Genomic DNA, 19,721 nt, shown 5'->3' on the forward strand with positions numbered 1-19,721 from the left:
AACCGCCGGAGGTCACATTTGCCAACAGCTCTATTCGGCCGCCAGGGCCAGTTGCGGCCTTTCGCTTTCTTCTGCCACCTTGGCCGCCTCCTCCGTTGCCACCACCTTCTTGGGCTCCCTGCCGAAGAACAGTGCATAGGCTGCCGGCAGGACAAGGATGGTCAGCACCGTGGCGACGAGAATGCCGCCCATCATGGCGTAGGCGAGCGGCCCCCAGAAGACGCCGCGCGAGATCGGGATCAGTGCCAGCACCGCGGTCAATGCCGTCAGCACGATCGGCCGGAACCGGCGGACCGCCGAGCCGATGATGGCCTCGGAGCGCTCCACGCCGGCGGCGATGTCCTGATCGATCTGATCGACCAGGATGATCGAGTTTCGCATGATGATGCCGAGCAGGGCGATAACACCGAGGATTGCGACGAAGCCGAACGGGGCGCCGCTGATCAAGAGTGCCGCAGCCGCACCGATGATGCCGAGCGGACCGGTCGCCAGCACCAGCATCGCTTTACCGAAATGCTGCAGCTGGATCATCAGCAGCACGACGATGACGGCCAGCATGACTGGAGCTTTCGCCGCGATCGAGGCCTGGCTTTCGGCCGCATCCTCGGCGCCGCCCTGGATCTCGATCTTGTAGCCCGGGGCGAGGCTGGCGCGCAGGCCCTGCATGTCGCTGTACATCTTCATGGCGACATCGTTCGGCTGCACGCCGTCCGGCAGCGTGGCGCGTACGCTGATGGTCGGCAGGCGGTCGCGCCGCCATTCGACGCCTTGCTCCAGCACCGGAACCACCTTGGCGACCTGCGACAGCGGCACGGAGCCGCCGAAATCTGTCGGGATGTAGACGGAATCGACCGCCGACAGCAGGTGACGGCTTGCCTCCGGTTCGCGGGCGACGATCGAAACCGTCTCCTCGCCGTCGCGGAAGTCATCGAGCGGCGCTCCCGACATGCTTGCCTGCAGCACCTGGCGGATGCGCTGCGAGGTGACGCCGAGCGCACGGGCTCGATCCTGGTCGATCACCAGCTTCATCGCCGGCACCGGCTCCAGCCAGTCGTCATGGATGGCGCCGAGCAGCGGATTTGCCTGGAACTTCGCCTTCACCTCGTCGGCGATGCGGCGCACTTCCTGGCGATCGGGACCCATGACGCGCATCTGTACCGGCCAGCCGGTCGGCGGACCGAGGAACAGGCGATCGACCTTGGCGCGGATCGATGGGAAATCCTCGGCCAGGATGGTGCGCAGCTTGACGATCAGCCGCTCGCGGGCCGGCTCGTCATTGGCCATCACCAGAAGCTGGGCGAAATTCGGATTGCGAAGCTGCTGGTCGAGCGGCAGGAAGAAACGCGGCGCGCCTTCGCCGATATAGGTGGCGATGAAGCGCTTGTCCTTGTCGTCCATCATCCTGGCTTCGAGCGCCTTGGCCTGCGTCTCGACCTCCTTGATGCTGGTGCCTTCCGGCAGCCAGAGATCGACAAGTATTTCCGGACGCGACGATTGCGGGAAGAAATTCTGCGGGATGAACTGGAACGCCCACAGGCTGGTGGCAAAGGTCATCAGCGTCATCACTAGCACGATGATGCGGTGGCGCACCACCCATGCCACGGTCGAGCGAAGACGGCGATAGAATCGCGTGTCGAAGACGTCGTGATGGTTGCCGGCGTGCTTGCGCTGCTTCAGGATCATGTGGCCGAGCCATGGCGTGAAATAGACGGCCGCGAACCAGGACACGACCAGCGCGATACCGACGACATAAAACAGGGTGCGCACATATTCGCCGGCGGTCGAGGCAGCGAAACCGACGGGGATGAAGCCGGCCGTCGTGATCAGCGTGCCGGTCAGCATCGGGAAGGCGGTCGAGGAGTAGGCGAAGCTCGCTGCCTCGACCTTGACCAAACCTTCCTCGAGCTTTCGCTCCATCATTTCGACGACGATCATAGCGTCGTCGACCAACAGCCCAAGCGCGATGATCAGCGCGCCGAGGGAAATGCGCTGCAGGTCGATGCCGAGCTCGTACATGATGGCGAAGGTGGCGGCCAGGACCAGCGGAATGACGATCGCGATGACCAGGCCCGAACGCCAGCCGATCGACAGGAACGAGACGAAAAGCACGATCAGCAGCGCTTCGCCGAGCGCTTCCATGAACTCGCTCACCGCCTCTTTCACGACGTGCGGCTGATCGGAAATCTGGTCGACCGCAACGCCGTAGGGCAGCGCCTCTTCGAAGCGCTTGTAAGTCGCTTCGACGTCCTTGCCGACGTCGGTGACGTTGAAGCCCTTGGCCATGACGACGCCGAGCTGAACGCTGTCGTGACCGTTGAAACGGTATTTGCGCTGGTACGGATCCTCGAGGCCCGAGGTCACGGTGGCGATGTCGCCGAGGCGCGTCACCTGGTTGCCGGCGCGCAGGCGAAGCTCGCGGATGTCGGCCGCCCTGGTGACGTCGCCCTCGACCGAGATGCGCACGGAACGTTGACCGGTGTCGACCGAACCTGCCGGGTCGACATTATTCTGGCCCCTGATCGCATTCTGCAGGTCGGTCAGCGTCAGGCCGCGTTCGGCAAGCACCTTGGACGAAACGTCGATGTAGAGTTTTTCCGGCTGGTCGCCGATGATAACGGCTTTCTCGACGCCGGGCGTCGTCAGCAGCATGTCACGCGCCTGGATGGCGAATTTCTTCAGCTCGGGATAGCTGTAGCCGTCGCCGCTGATCGAATGCAGGGTGATGAACGTGTCGCCGAATTCGTCATTGAAGTAGGGCCCAAGCAGCCCCTGAGGCAGCTCGTTGGCGATATCGCCGACCTTTTTGCGCACCTGATAGAACGCATCGGCGACCTGCGCCGGATTGGTGTCGCCCTTGACCTGCAAGGTGATGATGGCGCTGCCGGCGCGGGTGTAGGAGCGGACGAAATCGAGATGCGGCGTTTCCTGCAGCTTGCGCTCAATCTTGTTGACGACCTGGTCCTCCATCTCCTTGATCGAAGAGCCTGGCCAGATCGCCTGGACGACCATGACCCGGAAGGTGAAATCGGGGTCTTCCTTCTGGCCCATGCGCATCAGGCCGAGCGCACCGGCGACGATGATCAGCCCGAACAGGAAGCGGGCAATGCTCGGATGGCCGATTGCCCAGCGCGAAAGATTGAAAGACCGCTTTTCATTGGTGTCGGTGGTCATCGGCGTCAGTCCGTTTCAATTTGATCAACAGAGCACGCGCTTTCGCATGCCCAAGAAACTTCCGATGTGGGCTTCCGGGCGGCGGGGCTTTCCGAGTTGAGAGACCCTCATCGCGGTGGGACGCGAGGATCGACGTGGGGGTTACATCGACCTGAGATCTCGAAAATCGGGGGCGCCTGCCGCCCGGAAACCGTGAACTGCCTGGCCCTCAGCGCAAGCGGCTCGCGGCGTCGTCATCGGCCGACGCCGACTGTTGCGCCGCATCACCGGTCAGCTTGACTTTCAGATTCTCGGTCATGAACTGCGTGCCGGCGGCGACGACCACGTCGCCCGGCTTCAGCCCATCGGCGACACTGACGCCGTCAGGGGTGAAGGCGGCGACCTTGACCGGATGCGCATGCACGGTCCCGCCATTGCGGTCGACCGTCCAGACGATCGATTGGCTGTCCTTTTGCGCCAGCGCGGCCAGCGGGATCGACACCTGCTGCTGCCGGTTCTCCGCCGCGGCTTGGATGGAGGCGGTCATGCCTAGCAGCACCCGCGGATCGTTGGGCAGGCTGACGCGGACGGCAAAGGTGCGCGACTGCGGATCGGCGCTGCCGGCGACTTCGCGGACCTTGCCGTCGAGCGTCAGCGCCTCGTCGGACCAGAAGCCCGCCTTGACGGTCTTGCCCGGCTTGAATTCGGCGATATCGGTTTCCGGAACAGCGATCAGCACTTCCTTCTCGCCGTCGATGGCAACGGTCACCACCGGCGTGCCGGAGCCGACCACCTGGCCAACATCGGCGGCAACGGCGGTGACGATGCCGTTCTTGTCCGCCTTGAGATCGGTATAGCGGACCTGGTTCTGCGCCTGGGCAAGCTGCGAGCGGGCGGAATCGCGCGTGGCGACGGCCTGATTATAGGCGAGCGTCGCCTGCTCGAGCTGCGACTTCGGCGCGAAATTCTTGGCGTAGAGCTGTTCGGCGCGCTTGCGCGTCAGCTCGACTGTCTCGACCTGACGGTCGGCGGCATCGAGGCTGGCCTGAGCGCTTCTCACCGAAAGCTCGTAGTCGGTGGGATCGATGCGGGCGAGAACGTCGCCGGGCTTGACGCGGTCACCGATGTCGACAAGGCGCTCGGTGATCTTGCCGTTGATGCGAAAACCGAGATTCATCTCGGTGCGGGCGCGCACCGATCCTGAATAGGAAAGCTGACGGGTGTCGCTCGCCTTGGCGATCTCGACCACCTTGACCGGGCGGATGATCTCGGTGACCTCGGCTTTCTCCTGCGAGCAGCCGGCGAGGCCGAGAGCGGCAACGACAATCAGTGCTAGGCCGGCGGCCGGTCGCCTGTAGGTGATGGACTTGGACAAAGACACTTTTCGTACTCCCGAACTGTGGGGATGATTTCTCGGCATCGCCGCCCGACGGGCGGCAACGGTCATTTCTTCAAGGCTCTGATGGCAAACTCGGCAAGCTCGTCCGGCGTCGCCCGGTTCTTCTTGGCGAGGCACTGGGCCACCATCTGCGGATGACAGAGGCTGATAATGGCGGCGCCGAAACACCGGGAAGCGATCACCGGATCCTGATCGACGAACTCGCCGGTGGCGATGCCCTCGCGGATCACTTCCGCGACCAGTTCATGGATGCTGTCGATGTGCTTTTCGATGACATGCCAGTCGCGCTCGATGGCGACGATGACCATCTCGTGCACCTTCTCCTGGTCGATCATGGTCTCGAGCGTCCACTGATAGTGCGTATGAACGTAGCGGCGGAGCTTTTCGCTGGCGGTGCCGGGGCTATGGCAGGCTTCGTAGGTCAACCGGTAGCAGGTGGCGAGCATGCGGCCGCAAACGGCCTGGTGGATTTCCACCTTGGAGGCGAAGAAGCGGTAGATGTTGGCAGTCGACATGCCGAGTTCGCGCGCTATGTCGGCGACGTTGGTCTTGCCGTAGCCATAGTGGCGGAACAATCGCTCCGCGCAGTCCAGGATGCGCGTGACATTTTCCTGGCGGGCGGAATCGGCGGTGGTGTCTAGGGTCTCAAGCATCTCAGTGGGCCAAAATTTACGACTGACGAATTTAGAATTTCGTCACTCGTAAATTGAAAACCATCACCTGTCAAGGCACGATTTTGGCCGGCCGGTGCCGCTGATGACATATGGTGACATCTCTGGACGGAGTTGGCCCATGAAACGCATGTGGTTTCCGCCCGGCGCGCCTGCAACGCCGTCCCGTGTTTTTGACGCAAAGGATTTGAAAAGATGCTTTCCGAAATCGGTCTCGAATTTCGGATCAGGTGCTATGCCCGCCTCGTCATCTCCCGCAGCCGGAACTTCTGGATCTTGCCCGTCGAAGTCTTCGGGATTGCGGCGAAAATCACCGCTTTCGGCACCTTGAAGCGGGCGAGCAGCGCGCGGCAGTGCTCTATGATTTCGGCCTCGGTCGCCGCCTTGCCCGGCTTCAGCTCGACATAGGCGACCGGCACCTCGCCCCATTTGTCGTCGGATCTGGCGACAACGCCGCAGGAAGCGACGGCGGGATGTTTGTAGAGCGCCTCCTCGACCTCGATCGAGGAGATGTTCTCGCCGCCGGAGATGATGATGTCCTTGGAACGGTCCTTGAGCTGGATGTAGCCGTCCGGATGCATGACGCCGAGGTCGCCCGAATGGAACCAGCCGCCGGCAAAGGCCTCGTCGCTCGCCTTGCGATTTTTCAGATAGCCCTTCATGACGATGTTGCCGCGGAACATCACCTCGCCGATGGTCTCGCCGTCGGCCGGCGTCTCTTGCATCGTCTGCGGGTCCATCACCGTCAGGCCTTCGAGCGCGGCGTAGCGTACGCCTTGCCTGGCCTTCTTCGCCGCCCTCGCCCCCTTCTCCAGCCGGTCCCACTCGCCGTGCCATTCGTTGACCACGGCCGGGCCATAGGTTTCGGTCAGGCCGTAGAGATGGGTGACGGCAAAGCCCGCATCGGCCATGCCCGACAGCACCGCCTCGGGCGGCGGCGCCGCGGCGGTATTGAAGGTGACGGTCTGCGGGAATTGCCGCTTGTCCTCGTCCCTGGCGTTGATCAGCACCGACATGACGATGGGCGCACCGCAGAGGTGGGTGACGCCGTGATCGGCGATGGCATCGTAGATCGGCTTCGGCCGCACCCAGCGCAGGCAGACATGCGTGCCGGCCTGCACGGCAACCGTCCAGGGAAAGCACCAGCCGTTGCAGTGGAACATCGGCAACGTCCATAGATAGACCGGGTGCTTGCCCATCCCGGCATGGATGGTGTTGGCATAGGCCATCAGTGCTGCGCCGCGATGGTGACAGACGACGCCCTTCGGATTGCCTGTCGTGCCGGAGGTGTAGTTGAGCGAAATGGCATCCCATTCATCGTCCGGCATCGACCAGGCGAAATCCTCGTCGCCGTCGGCGACAAACGCCTCATAGTCCAGCGTGCCGATCCGCTCGCCCTTGGGATAAGGCGCATCGGCGGCATAGTCGGGATCGTCGTAATCGATCAGCAGCGGCTTGACATTGGCCAGCGTCAGCGCTTGCCGAACCACGCCGGCGAATTCGCGGTCGACGATCAGCACTTTGCTTTCGGCGTGATCAAGCTGGAAGGCAATGACGGCGGCGTCGAGGCGGGTGTTGAGCGAGTGCAGCACCGCCTTGGTCATCGGCACACCGAAATGCGCTTCCAGCATCGGCGGCGTGTTGGACAGCATGACGGTGACGGTGTCGCCCTTGCCGATACCGCGCTTCGCCAGCGCCGAGGCAAGCCTCAGCGAGCGTTTCCAGAACTCGCGATAGGTCGTGCGCTGGCGGCCATGGATGATGGCGGTCTGGTCGGGAAAGGTTTTTGCCGCTCGCTCAAAATAGGTCAGTGGCGTCAGCGGCTGGTGGTTGGCCGGGTTCCTGTCGAGGTCCTGTTCGTAGGGATTGCCCATCCCGTCCTCCGCAATGTTCGCCGGGTACTTTAGCTACCGGCTTCCGGCCCGTCACCACCAACGATGCCATCATAGACCGCCTTTGGCACAAGAATGGTCTAGATTCGACGAGCGAAAGGGCATCTATGCCTTCCTCCCAATTTGACTTTTGTCGAGAGCCGTGAATAATGTCAGTGAGGAGATGGCATGGCGATCCGACCGGCAGAACAGCTTATCCACAAGGCCGCATGGCTTTACTATGCCCACGGCCTGCGCCAGGACCAGGTGGCCAGCCAGCTCAAGATTTCTCGTGCCTCGGTGGCGATGTATCTGCGCAAGGCGCGCGAGACCGGCATCGTCAACATCTCGACCTCGACCCAGCTTTTCACCGACGACGTGCTGGCACGCAAGCTGGAAGACGCGCTGAGGCTCGACGCGGTCTGGATCGCGCCGGAAAACGGCTATGTCGCCGACCCCTCGACCGATATCGCTGTGCTGGCGGCAAGCGTCTTTCTCGAACTGGTCAGGAAGGGCGACCGCATCGGCGTCGCCTGGGGACGTACGATCTACACCATCGCCGACATCATGTCCTATGCCGATCTGCAGGACGTCACCGTGGTGCAGCTCTGCGGCAATCTGGGCGCACCCTATTCGTACCGGCCGGACCAATGCACGATGGAAATCGCGCGCCGGCTCAATGCCAAGGGCCTGAATTTTTACGCGCCGCTGGTGCTGACGACCGAAGAACTGGCACGCGGCCTGCGCGCCGAGCCGGTGATCCGCAACCAGTTGTCGGGCATCGGCGAGTGCGACCTGGCGCTGTATTCGGTAGGCTCGGTGGACACCGACAGCCATCTGGTCAAATGCGGCGCGCTGACGTCAAGCGAAATGGCTGTATTGCGCAAGGCAGGTGCGGCCGGCGTCATTGCCGGGCAGATCATCGACGCCGAAGGGCAGGCGCTCGACTGCAGCTACAACCGCCGGCTGATCTCGGCAGAGTTGTCATCGCTGCGCCAGATCGAAAAGCGCCTTGTGGTGGTGCAGGAAGAGAGCAAGTTCGAACCGCTCGTCGCGGCGATCGCCGGCGGGCTCTGCACCCATCTCGTCGTCGGCGCGCGCATGGCGCGACGGCTGCTCGAGCGTGCCGGAGCGGCAGCAGAAAAGGTCGCCTGGTAGTAATTCCAGCCGCCGGTGCATTGTCATCAAGGCGTCGCGGCATTCCTGTTCACAACAAAAGAGAAATCGGACGAAGCTGACATGAAGAACCTGTGGAATGACGGCGAGGCGGAGAAGCTGGTCGCCAGCTATGCAAAGAAGGGTGTGGCCCGCGACCTGGCGCTGCGTGTCTACACGACCAGGCTGCTGGGCGGCGAGCCGCGGCTCGTCCTGCATGGCGGCGGCAACACCTCGTGCAAGACCAGGGCCACCGATCTTGTCGGCGACGAATGGGACGTGCTCTGCGTCAAGGGCAGCGGCTGGGACATGGGCGTCATCGAGCCGCAGGGCCTGCCGGCGGTCAAGCTCGGCGCGCTGTTGAAGGCGCGGTCGCTGAAGAAGCTCTCCGACGAGGACATGGTCGCGCTGCAGCGGGCGAACCTCATCGATCCGTCCTCGCCCAATCCGTCCGTCGAGACGCTGCTGCACGCCTTCCTGCCGCACAAATTCGTCGACCACACGCATTCGACCGCAATCCTCGCCATCGTCGACCAGGAGGACAGCGAGGCGCTGAGCCGGAAGGTGTTCGGCGAAAAGATGGGCTTCGTGCCTTACATCATGCCGGGCTTCGATTTGGCCAAGGCGGCCGCCGACATCTTCGACGCCGATCCGGCGGTCGAAGGCCTGATCCTAGACAAGCATGGCATTTTCACCTTCGGCGACGACGCCAGGCAGGCCTATGACCGGATGATCCATTACGTCAACGTCGCCGAGGATTTCATCGCCAGCCACGGCAAGCCGCGCACCGAAAAGGTGGCACTGCCGGCCAGGCTGGCGAAGCCCGCGGAGATTGCGCCGATGCTGCGCGGCGCGGTGGCGGTGGCACGCGGCGAAGGCCGCTTCGACCGCATGATCAGCGATTTCCGCACCTCGGATGCGATCGTCGATTTCATCAATTCGGCAAAGATCGCCGACTATGCCGGACGCGGCGTCTCGACACCCGACCTGTCGATCCGCATCAAGACCGGACCGATGGCACTGCCGTCGCCCGACGCTGACAAGGTCGGCGACTACAAATCCGTCATCCGCCAGCATGTCGAGAAATTCGCCAAGGACTATCGCGCCTATTTCGAAACCAATGATGCGCTCGACGACGTGAAGCGCACCATGCTCGACCCGATGCCGCGGCTGACGCTGGTGCCCGGCCTCGGCATGTTCGGCCACGGCCGCACGCTCAAGGACGCGAAGATCGCCTCCGACGTCGGTGAAATGTGGATCCAGGCGGTACGCGGCGCCGAAGCCGTCGGCGATTTCCGCCCGCTCTCCAAAGCCGACCTGTTTCCGCTCGAATACTGGTCGCTGGAACAGGCCAAACTCGCCGCCAACAAGCCGAAGCCGCTGACCGGCCAGGTGGTACTGGTCACCGGCGGCGCCGGCGCGATCGGTGCCGCCACGGCAAAGCTGTTCGCCGACAACGGTGCCCATGCCGTCGTCGTCGATCTCGATGCGGCAAAGGCTGCCGAGGCGGCAAATAAAGCCGGCAACGGTTCGATCGGCATTGGCGCCGACATCACCGATCCGGCGCAGATGCGCGCCGCGTTCGACAAGGCGGTGGCCGTCTACGGCGGCCTCGACATTCTCGTCTCCAATGCCGGTGCTGCCTGGGAGGGCCGGATCGGCGAGCTCGACGACGCCACCTTGCGCAAGAGTTTCGAACTCAATTTCTTCGCTCATCAGTCGGCGGCGCAGAATGCCGTGCGCATCATGCTGGAACAGGGCACCGGCGGCGTGCTGTTGTTCAACACCTCCAAGCAGGCGGTCAATCCGGGGCCGAAGTTCGGCGCCTATGGCATTCCCAAGGCGGCAACGCTGTTTTTGTCCAGGCAATATGCCCTCGACTACGGCGCCGATGGCATCCGCTCCAATGCCGTCAACGCCGATCGTATCCGTTCTGGGCTTTTGACTGACGCCATGATCGCCAGCCGCTCCGGCGCGCGCGGCGTGTCGGAGAAGGAATATATGTCCGGCAACCTGCTCGGGCAGGAAGTAACGGCCGAAGACGTCGCTCAGGCCTTCCTGCATCAGGCGCTGGCCGAGCGGACCACCGCCGATGTGACGACGGTCGACGGCGGCAACATCGCGGCGGCGCTGAGGTAGATCTAAACACCGGACCAACAAAAAAGAGCGACCCGCGAGCCGCTCTTTTCTTTGCCGATGGTGGAAGACTACTTCGCGTTCGGGTTCGGCATCCAGGCCGGCATCGCGACATCGGCATGGGCGAATTGCGGCAGCTTGGCCGAGAGGTCTTCCATGTTCTTGATGTCCTTGTCGAGCAGGTCCTTCTGGGTGATCAACGTCGGCGGCACAATGACGTTGTGGCCGGGATCTTCGCCGGCCAGAAGCTGAGCCAGCGCACGCACCGAGACCTGACCGACGACGGCCGGGTTGGTGGCGGCGGTTGCCGCCCAGGCGCTGTCCGGCTCGCGCATCGCGGCGATATCCGAGGTCGAGATGTCGGCCGAATAGATCTTGATGTCCTTGTTCAACCCGGCCTCGTCGACGGCGATCTTCACGCCCTTGGCGAATTCGTCATAGGGCGCGAACATCACCTTGATGTCGGGGTGGGCCGACAGCACCGAACGGGCTTGGTTGGCGACCGAATTGGCGATCGGGTTGTCGAGCGTGCCGAACATGGCAACTTCGTCGATGCCTGCATACTTCTTCTTGAATTCGACCCAGGTCTCGTTGCGGCGGTCGAGCGGCGCAATGCCGGCGACATAAACATAGCCGGCCTTCCAACTCTCGCCATTGTCCTTGACCGCCTGTTCGAGTGCGAGGCGCGCGAGGTCGCGGTCGGATTGCTCGATCTGCGGGATCTTGGGGTTTTCGACATTGACGTCGAAGGCGACGACCTTGATGCCGGCGTCCACCGCGCGCTGGGCGGCGTCCTTCATCGATTCCGTCAGTCCGTGCTGGATGATGATGCCCTGGACGCCGAGCGCGATGGCCTGGTCGACCATGTCGGCTTGAAGCGCCGCGTCCTGGCGGCTGTCGAGCACGCGCAGGTCGACGCCGAGTGCCTTGGCCTGCGCCTCGACGCCGGACAAATACGCCTGGAAGAAGTCGCCGGTCGAGAGATAGCGGACCAGCGCAATCTTGACGGCGCCCGGCTTGTCGAACGGCGCCGGCCTGTCCTGCGCCATCGCCGGCAACTGCATCAGCAATGTTGCGCCAGCAAGCCCGAGCGCTGCCTTCCCCAAAAGCCTTCTTGTGATGTTCACGTCGTTTCCTCCACTTGTTGAACCCAGAAATTTCCCGGTCGAAAACCTATCTCCTGCCCCTGCCGGAAAGGGCGAAGGTGAAGACAAGGGCGACCACGAGAACCACGCCCTTGACGAAATCCTGCGTGTAGTAGGGCGCGTTCATCATCGTCAGGCCCTGCAGCAGCACGCCGACAAACACCGCGCCGACGGCCGTGCCGAAGGCGTTCGGCTTGGCGGCGCCGAGAACCGCGTAACCGATGAGTGCCGCAGCCACCGCGTCGAGCAACAGATTATTACCCGAGGCGATATCGCCGCGTCCAAGCCGGGCGGCGAGCAAAATGCCGCCGATCGAGGCAAAAACCCCCGAAATAACGTAGGCCCAGATTTTGTATGCCTTGACAGGCGCGCCGGCGAGTTCGGCAGCGCGTTCGTTGCTGCCGACCGCATACATCATGCGCCCGAAACGCGTGTATTCGAGAAAGAACCAGATCAGCACCGCCAGCACGAGCAGGACGACGACCGACACCGGGATGAGGTTCGGGATAAAGAAATCGAAACGGTGGCGGCCGAGCGCCAGGAACGCTGCGCCGAAGCTGCCGTTGGCGACCGAGCCGTCGGGCATGGTCATGCCGGTGGCGATCGAACGGCCCTCGGTCGGTATGCGCTGCAGGCCGACAAGCAGGAACATCATGCCGAGCGTCGCCAAAAGATCCGGCACCCGCATATAGACGATCAGCCAGCCATTGATGAGGCCGACCACCGCGCCGATCACAAGACAGACGACGACCGCCATGACGGCGTTCTGTTCCAGCACCACCATGACATAGGCAGCCGCCATCATGGCGCTGGTGGCGACCGAGCCGATCGACAGGTCGAAGCCGCCGACGACCAGCGTGGCGGTGACGCCGAGGGCCAGAACGCCGGTGATGGCGACCGACTGGAAGATGAAGACAGCACTTTGCGGCGAGACGAAACCATCGGCGGCGACGGCGAAATAGGCGATCAGCCCGAACAACAGGATGATGAAGCCATAGCGGATCGCATTATCGCGCAGGATCATTCAGCGCTCCCGCACGCTGGCAATGTTTTCACCCAACCCGAATTCATGCCCTCTCCATTCCAATTCTCATCGTCTTCCCGCCCTCAGGCTGGGCTGTGCAACGGCCCGCCCGCCACTTCGGCCAGCAGACGATCGAGATCGATATCGGTGTTGCGGTGCTCGCCGACGATCGTCTGCTCCGACATCACCAGAATGCGGTCGGCCGTCTCCAGGGCTTCGTCGAGTTCGGTGACGAACAGCAGCGTCGCGCGGCCGTGGGCGCTGGCCCGCAGCTTGGCGGCAATATCGCGTCTGGCCGAGATGTCCACACCTTGAAACGGCTCGTCGAGGATGAAAAGCCTTGCCGCCTGCGACATCCAGCGGGCGACCATCACCTTCTGCTGATTGCCGCCCGAAAGTGACGACATCTCGTCCTTTTCCGAGCGGCAGACGATGCCCAGTTCCTGGATCTGCTGGCGGGCAATGGCGCATTCGATGCGGCGCTTGAGGACGCCGAGACGCGACATGCGGCTGTGGAACGGCAGGCTGATATTCTCCTGGATATTGAAATCGCCGACGATGCCGTTTTCGCCGCGGTCCTTGGCGACGAGAAACACGCCGGCGGCGATCGCTTCGCCGGTCGACCCCGGCGCATAGGATTTCCCGTTCAGCATCATGGTCCCGGCCAGCGGCCGGCGCAGGCCGAACAGCGTCTCGGCAAGCGCGGTCTTGCCGACGCCGACAAGGCCGGTGATGGCAACGACCTCGCCATCGCCGAGCGTCAGCGAGATCGGCCGGGCGCCTTCTGCAATCCGCAATCCGTCGGCAGTAAAAATTGCTTTGGCCGAATTCCTGGCGACGATCCGCTCAAGCTGGATCTTGCGGCCGAGCATGGCGTTGACAGCGCCTTCGTAATCCAGCGGCTTCTTGTCGAAGATGCCTGAGATGACCCCATCACGCATCGAAATGATGCGATCGGCAAGCCGCCTGATATCCGACATACGGTGCGAAATGTAGAGGATCGCCACGCCTTGCTGGCGGAGCCGATCGAGCAATGCGAACAGCCGGTCGGCCTCGGCGGTGGACAGCGAGGAGGTCGGCTCGTCGAGGATCAGCACTTTCGGCCGGTGCGCCATGGCGCGGGCGATCGCCACCATCTGGCGGTCGGCAAGCGAGAGATCGCTGATCCGGGCCTTGAGGTCAATGGCCAGTCCCATGCGGTCGGCAACCGCCTTGGCCTCGCGACGCACCCGGCCTGGATTGAACAGGGTCGGCACGCCGCTGCCGCTCAACCTGTCGAGGGTAAGATTGGTGGCGACGTCGAGGTCGGCGACGACACCGTCATTGATGTTCTGGTGGACGGTAACGACGCCGGCGCGGATCGCCTCTGCCGGCGTTTTCGGGGCGAAGTCCTGACCGGCAAGCGACATCGAGCCGCCGCCATGGTCGTAGACACCGCTGATGATCTTGACGAGGGTGGATTTGCCGGCGCCGTTGGCGCCCATCAGCACGGTCACTTCGCCGGCACGCAATTCGAGCGAGACGCCGCCAAGCACCTCGATATGGCCAAAGGATTTCCTCAGGCCGTCGACGCGGAACACGGCATCATTGCCCATTCGTTCCTCCCTGACCGTGACGCTATGGGCTATATCGGCAATTGTCAACACGATTGACAATTGCCAGCGGGGTTCCTAGCTTGGCCCGGCCGCATTGGCTCCGCTATCATCGGAGCACATGAGCGGGAGGTGAGGATGACTGGGAAATCGCCGTTCGAAGCACTGTCGGTCGAGACACTGGCGGGCCGTCTCGGTGCCAACGAGCCCCTGTGTTCGCAGATCGGCAAGGATACGAGCCAGTGGAAGGTTCGTGAAGTCGGCGACGGCAATCTGAACCTTGTGTTCATCGTCGAGGGTGCTGAGGGTGCGGCCGTCGTCAAGCAGGCCCTGCCCTACGTCCGGCTGGTCGGCGACAGCTGGCCGCTGCCGTTGAAGCGTTCCTTCTTCGAATACCATGCGCTGACGCGGCAACAGGCACGGGCGCCGGGTTCGGTGCCTGAGATCTACCACTTCGATGAAGGCCAGGCGCTGATCATCATGGAGTATCTGTCGCCGCACATTATCCTGCGGCGGGCGCTGATCGAAGGCCGGCAATTGCCCAACATCGCGAAAGACATCGGCCAGTTCATGGCCCGCACGCTGTTTCGCGGCTCCGACCTGCATATGGCGACCAAGGACCGCAAGGCCGATCTGGCGCTGTTCGCCGACAATGTCGAACTCTGCGACATCACCGAGAACCTGGTTTTCTCGGATCCGTATTTCGATAACAAGATGAACCGGCACACCAGCCCACAGCTCGATGGCATTGTCGCCGAGCTGCGCGCCGACCGCGACCTCAAGGTCGAGGCGCAGCGCATGAAGCACATCTTCGCCGCCAATGCGGAGACGCTGCTGCATGGCGACCTGCATTCCGGCTCGATCATGGTCACCGACACCGAAACGCGGATGATCGATCCCGAATTCGCCTTCTACGGCCCGATCGCCTTCGACGTCGGCATGCTGCTCGCCAATTTCTGGATGGCGTTCTTCTCGCAGCGCGGCCATGAAGAGGGCGGAAGCCGCGACGCCATGCGCGACTATCTGCTCGGCGTTACGGTCGAGACATGGTCGGTGTTTCGTGCCGAGTTCTCGCATCTGTGGCGAACCGAGCGTACCGGCATGCTCTACCAGAAGAGCCTGTTCGAAGATCAGGGTGACAGGCTTGGCGCCGAGCAGGCGCTCGACCACATGCTGCAGTCGATCTGGACCGATCTGCTCGGCTTTGCCGGCGTCGAGGTTCACCGGCGCATTCTCGGCCTTGCCCATAATGCTGATTTCGAGACCATTGCCGATCCGGATCTGCGCGCCAGATGTGAAGCAAAGGCGCTGAAATTCGGCCGTCACCTCGCCGTCAACCGGCGCCATACCCACAGCATCGACGAGGTCAACCATTTGGCCGCGCTGATCGAACGGGAGAGCAGGATTTGAACGTTGGTGACCGCCACTACCGCACCATCTGGCCGAGTGACGAAGGGCGTTCGGTGGAGATCATCGACCAGCGCTGGCTGCCACATGATTTCCGCATCGAAAAGATCGATACCGTCGCCGGCATCGCCACGGCAATCCGCGACATGTGGGTGCGCGGGGCGCCGCTGATCGGCGTCACTGCCGCCTATGGCGTCGCCATGCAGATGGCCGACGATCCGTCGGATGCAGCACTCGACGCCGTCTGGGCAACCTTGCACGAAACGCGCCCGACGGCGATCAATTTGCGCTGGGCGCTGAACGAAATGCAGCGCTTCCTGCTGACGCTTCCCCTGGCAGAACGTGCCGCGGCTGCGTATCGGCGTGCCGGCGAGATCGCCGACGAGGATGTCGGCCTCAACCGCGCGATCGGCGCCCATGGGCTCGAAATCATCAAGGCGATCGCGGCGCGCAAGCAGCCGGGCGAACCGGTCAATATCCTGACCCACTGCAACGCCGGCTGGCTGGCCACCGTCGACTACGGCACCGCCACCGCGCCGATCTATCTGGCGACGGAAGCCGGCATTCCAGTCCATGTCTATGTCGACGAAACGCGACCCCGCAACCAGGGTGCCCAATTGACCGCCTGGGAGATGGCCGGCCACGGCGTGCCGCATACGTTGATCGTCGACAATGCCGGCGGCCATCTGATGCAGGGCGGCCAGATCGACATGGTCGTCGTCGGCACCGACAGGACCACCGCCGACGGCGATGTCTGCAACAAGATCGGTACCTATCTCAAGGCATTGGCTGCCGCCGACAACGACGTGCCGTTCTATGTCGCGCTGCCGTCGCCGACGATCGACTGGACGGTGGGCGACGGGCTGGCCGAAATTCCGATCGAACAGCGCTCGCCCGACGAGGTCTCGCTGGTCTGGGGCAAGACCGCTTCCGGCGAGATCGCCCAGGTCCGCGTGTCACCGGAAGCGACGCCGGCGGCCAATCCGGCCTTCGACGTGACGCCGGCGCGGCTGGTCACCGGCTTGATCACCGAACGCGGTGTCGCTACGGCCTCGCGCGAAGGCCTGAAGACGATGTTTCCCGAGCGCGGGTGATCTCCCCCTTGAGGGGGGATGTCGCCGGAGGCGACAGAGGGTCGCAGCGCGTGGAGCGCCCGCGCCTTCTAGGCCGAGAAGACCTTGGCGCTCTACGTGAGACGACCCCCTCTGGCCTGCCGGCCATCTCCCCCTCAAGAGGGGAGATTACAGCTCCAGCCACGGCGTCGATTGACATCGGTAATGCGGCCTTCCATACAAACGCCGTCAATGTTCTCAGGGCGGGGTGAAAGTCCCCACCGGCGGTAAGGGTCTCGGCCCAAGCCCGCGAGCGCTTTCCGGTTAGCCGGAGGGGTCAGCAGATCCGGTGTGATTCCGGAGCCGACGGTCAAAGTCCGGATGGAAGAGAACGAACGGAAGACGGTCCGCTCTCGCGGTTCGGACTCCCGTGTCGGGCGTCCTGATTCTGGTTCGAAACGGAAGGATGGACCCATGAATCAGCATTCCCACAACGACTATGAAACGATCCGCGTTGCCGTCATTCGGGCGCACTGGCACGCCGATATCGTCGACCAATGCGTTGAAGCATTCGAGGCGGAACTGGCGGTTCTCGGAGAGAAACGCTTTGCCGTCGATGTCTTCGATGTGCCGGGCGCCTATGAGATTCCCCTGCATGCAAAAACGCTTGCCGAGACCGGCCGCTATGCCGCTATCCTCGGCGCCGCGTTCGTCGTCAATGGCGGCATCTACCGGCATGAATTCGTGGCAAGCGCGGTCATCGACGGCATGATGAACGTACAATTGTCGACTGGCGTGCCGGTGCTTCGGCGGTGCTGACGCCGCACAACTACCATGACAGCGCGGACCATCACCGCTTCTTCTTCGAGCATTTCAGGGTCAAGGGCAAAGAGGCGGCCAGTGCCTGCGTGCAACTGCTGGCGGCACGCGAACACATAGCGGCGTAAAACCTCCACCGCCGGGTGGAAATTCCGGTAAGGCGCCGTAGTATCTCACGAAAACCAGGGAGGATGCCGTTGCAGACCAAGAAGATCATCAATGACGGCAACCGTTCCGTCGACGAGATGCTGGAAGGCATTCTGGCCGCGCATCCGCGCCATCTCAGACGTGCGGATGGCAGCCCGCGGTCCATCATCGCCCGCGACGGCCCACGCCCCGGCAAGGTCGGTCTCGTCATCGGTGGCGGCTCGGGCCACGAGCCGACCTTCCTCGGCTTCGTCGGCAAGGGGCTGGCCGACGCCGCCGCGATCGGCAATGTCTTCGCCTCGCCGCCGCCTGACCCGATCCTCGAATGCGCCAAGGCGGCAAACGGCGGCGCCGGCGTGCTGTTCATGTACGGCAACTATGCCGGCGACGTGATGAACTTCGACATGGCCGCCGAAATGGCGGCAATGGACGACATCGAAGTGCGCACCGTGCTGACCACCGATGACGTCGCCTCGGCGCCGCGCGACCAAAGGCAGAAGCGGCGCGGCGTCGCCGGCAACTTCTTCATCTTCAAGGCCGCCGGTGCTGCATGCGACCGGATGCTGTCATTCGACGAGTGCGAGCGTATCGCCAGGAAGGCCAACGACCACACCTTCACCATGGGCGTGGCGCTGTCGCCCTGTTCGCTGCCGCAGACCCGCCGGCCGAACTTCGAAATCGGCCCGGACGAGATGGAGATCGGCATGGGAATCCATGGCGAACCCGGCATCGCGCGCGGAAAACTGAAGACGGCCGATGAGATCACCGACGAGATGCTGGACAAGATCGTCGACGAGATGGCGCCGGCGCGCGGCGACAAGGTCGCGGTGCTGGTCAATTCGCTCGGCTCGACGCCGCTGATGGAGCTCTACATCATGAACCGACGGGTCAAGCAGAGGCTCGATGATATTGGCATTTCCATCCACGCGACCTGGGTCGGCAATTATTGCACCTCGCTCGAAATGGCGGGCGCCTCGGTGACGCTGATGCATCTCGACGGCGAGTTGCAGGCGATGCTGGACCACCCCTGCGACTGCGCCATGTTCCGTGCCGGCTGAGGGGGTATCGTGACCTCGATCGATACAGCCGACTTGAAAAGAATGTTCGATGCGATCGCGGTGGCAATCGATGCCGACAAGGACCGGCTCTGCCAGCTCGACGGTGTCATCGGCGACGCCGACCACGGCATCGCCATGGCACTCGGCTTCACTGCTGCGCGCGATGCGCTGGCGCAACTCGACCTCGCGGCGACCGAGCCAACCGCGCTGCTCAACACCGCGGCGAAATCCTTCCTCAACGCGGTTGGCGCCTCGTCAGGCCCGCTCTACGCGACGGCCTTCATGCGCGGTGCCGCTGCCGTCAAAGGCAAGGCAATTCTGGAGGATGCAGATGTCGTCGCCATGTTCCGGGCGATGGCGCAAGGCATCCAGGATCGCGGCAAGGCCGAGCTCGGCGAAAAGACCATGGTCGACGCCTGGCTGCCGGCAGCGCAAACAGCGGGTGCCGCGCAGGAAGCCGGCAAGAGCCTGTGCGAGAGCCTGGAGGCTGCACTTGCAGCGGCCGAACGGGGTGCCGAGGCGACCAAGGACATGATCGCCGCCAAGGGCCGCTCATCGCGGCTCGGCGAGCGCTCGCTTGGGCATATGGACCCCGGCGCCGCATCGGCCGTGACAATCATCAGGGCGATGCGGAACAGTCTGGTCTAACCCCGCTTCGCCGCGTCGAGCCTGTCGATGGCCTGGACATTGCCGGCCGATGGTCCCTTCTCATCGAATTCCGATGCGAGCCAGGCGTCAACGATCGACTTGGCCAGTTCCGGGCCGATGACGCGGGCGCCCATGGTGATGATCTGGGCGTTGTTGGATTTTGCGGCGCGCTCGGCCGAATAGGTGTCGTGGGTGAGTGCGGCGCGAATGCCGGGCACCTTGTTGGCGGAAATGGATACGCCGATGCCAGTGCCGCAAAACAGGATGCCGCGATCGTTCTCGCCGTCCAGGATGGTCTGGGCGAGCTTCTGCGACAGGTCGGCATAGTAGCCCGCCTGGCTGAGGTCGTTGACGGTGAGGCCGGGCTTGGTCGCGAGGTGAGCGGCAATGACGTCGAGCAGCGGCTTGCCGGCGCTATCGGCTCCAATGGCTATTTTCATATTCGGT

Annotated in this window: 14 protein-coding genes, 1 pseudogene and 1 riboswitch; of the genes and pseudogenes, 7 read left to right on the top strand and 8 right to left on the bottom strand. The window is 63.3% G+C overall.

Features of this window, described 5'->3' with window-relative positions; all coding sequences use genetic code 11:
- Positions 1 to 30: 30 nt before the first annotated feature.
- From AC0L2P_RS08360 to AC0L2P_RS08375, 4 genes are all read right to left on the bottom strand, one after another.
- The gene (locus AC0L2P_RS08360; protein ID WP_473500743.1) at positions 31 to 3,171 is read right to left on the bottom strand and encodes an efflux RND transporter permease subunit; all 3,141 of its coding nucleotides are present in this window, start codon (positions 3,169 to 3,171) and stop codon (positions 31 to 33) included.
- A 208-nt stretch (positions 3,172 to 3,379) separates the two neighbouring features.
- A complete protein-coding gene (locus AC0L2P_RS08365; RefSeq protein WP_473500744.1) occupies positions 3,380 to 4,531 on the bottom strand; it encodes an efflux RND transporter periplasmic adaptor subunit in 1,152 nt (383 codons plus the stop codon).
- A gap of 62 nt (positions 4,532 to 4,593) precedes the next feature.
- On the bottom strand, positions 4,594 to 5,202 hold the full coding sequence (locus AC0L2P_RS08370; RefSeq protein WP_473500745.1) for a TetR/AcrR family transcriptional regulator: 609 nt from the start codon (positions 5,200 to 5,202) through the stop codon (positions 4,594 to 4,596).
- Between the two features lie 251 nt (positions 5,203 to 5,453).
- A complete protein-coding gene (locus AC0L2P_RS08375; protein ID WP_473500747.1) occupies positions 5,454 to 7,094 on the bottom strand; it encodes an acyl-CoA synthetase in 1,641 nt (546 codons plus the stop codon).
- Between the two features lie 186 nt (positions 7,095 to 7,280).
- Here AC0L2P_RS08375 and AC0L2P_RS08380 point away from each other — a divergent pair, with 186 nt between their 5' ends.
- Both AC0L2P_RS08380 and AC0L2P_RS08385 read left to right on the top strand, forming a co-directional pair.
- On the top strand, positions 7,281 to 8,249 hold the full coding sequence (locus AC0L2P_RS08380) for a sugar-binding transcriptional regulator (RefSeq protein ID WP_473500748.1): 969 nt from the start codon (positions 7,281 to 7,283) through the stop codon (positions 8,247 to 8,249).
- A gap of 81 nt (positions 8,250 to 8,330) precedes the next feature.
- Positions 8,331 to 10,385: a bifunctional aldolase/short-chain dehydrogenase gene (locus AC0L2P_RS08385; RefSeq protein ID WP_473500749.1), complete on the top strand. Its 2,055-nt coding sequence runs from the start codon at positions 8,331 to 8,333 to the stop codon at positions 10,383 to 10,385.
- Positions 10,386 to 10,453: 68 nt separating this feature from the next.
- Here the strand turns inward: AC0L2P_RS08385 and AC0L2P_RS08390 are convergent, their stop codons facing one another.
- The 3 genes from AC0L2P_RS08390 to AC0L2P_RS08400 form a co-directional block, all read right to left on the bottom strand.
- Complete coding sequence (locus AC0L2P_RS08390) at positions 10,454 to 11,509, bottom strand: substrate-binding domain-containing protein (RefSeq protein ID WP_473500751.1); 1,056 nt, start codon at positions 11,507 to 11,509, stop codon at positions 10,454 to 10,456.
- 46 nt (positions 11,510 to 11,555) lie between these two features.
- Entirely contained in the window at positions 11,556 to 12,551 is a 996-nt protein-coding gene (locus tag AC0L2P_RS08395; protein ID WP_473500752.1) for an ABC transporter permease, read from the bottom strand.
- An 83-nt stretch (positions 12,552 to 12,634) separates the two neighbouring features.
- Positions 12,635 to 14,146, bottom strand: coding sequence for a sugar ABC transporter ATP-binding protein (locus AC0L2P_RS08400; RefSeq protein WP_473500753.1), 1,512 nt, complete (start codon positions 14,144 to 14,146; stop codon positions 12,635 to 12,637).
- Between the two features lie 135 nt (positions 14,147 to 14,281).
- Here AC0L2P_RS08400 and mtnK point away from each other — a divergent pair, with 135 nt between their 5' ends.
- The 5 genes and pseudogenes from mtnK to dhaL all read left to right on the top strand — a co-directional run bounded on the left by mtnK (position 14,282) and on the right by dhaL (position 19,274).
- A complete protein-coding gene (mtnK, locus tag AC0L2P_RS08405; protein WP_473500754.1) occupies positions 14,282 to 15,553 on the top strand; it encodes an S-methyl-5-thioribose kinase in 1,272 nt (423 codons plus the stop codon).
- Positions 15,550 to 16,644, top strand: a complete 1,095-nt coding sequence (gene mtnA / locus AC0L2P_RS08410; RefSeq protein ID WP_473500755.1) for an S-methyl-5-thioribose-1-phosphate isomerase — start codon at positions 15,550 to 15,552, stop codon at positions 16,642 to 16,644. The genes mtnK and mtnA overlap by 4 nt, the downstream gene beginning before the upstream one ends.
- A gap of 208 nt (positions 16,645 to 16,852) precedes the next feature.
- Positions 16,853 to 16,999, top strand: a riboswitch (FMN riboswitch).
- 77 nt (positions 17,000 to 17,076) lie between these two features.
- Positions 17,077 to 17,549, top strand: a pseudogene (locus AC0L2P_RS08415) (6,7-dimethyl-8-ribityllumazine synthase).
- 69 nt (positions 17,550 to 17,618) lie between these two features.
- Positions 17,619 to 18,626 carry a dihydroxyacetone kinase subunit DhaK gene (locus AC0L2P_RS08420; RefSeq protein ID WP_473500756.1) on the top strand — a complete coding sequence of 336 codons (1,008 nt, stop codon included), beginning with the start codon at positions 17,619 to 17,621 and terminating at the stop codon, positions 18,624 to 18,626.
- Between the two features lie 9 nt (positions 18,627 to 18,635).
- Positions 18,636 to 19,274, top strand: coding sequence for a dihydroxyacetone kinase subunit DhaL (gene dhaL, locus AC0L2P_RS08425; protein WP_473500757.1), 639 nt, complete (start codon positions 18,636 to 18,638; stop codon positions 19,272 to 19,274).
- Here the strand turns inward: dhaL and derI are convergent.
- Positions 19,271 to 19,714 (bottom strand): D-erythrulose-4-phosphate isomerase, encoded by a 444-nt coding sequence (gene derI / locus AC0L2P_RS08430; protein WP_352505330.1) that lies wholly within the window; start codon positions 19,712 to 19,714, stop codon positions 19,271 to 19,273. The two genes, dhaL and derI, sit on opposite strands and share 4 nt — an antisense overlap.
- Positions 19,715 to 19,721 lie beyond the last annotated feature (7 nt).

Source organism: Mesorhizobium sp. WSM4836 (assembly GCF_055811815.1).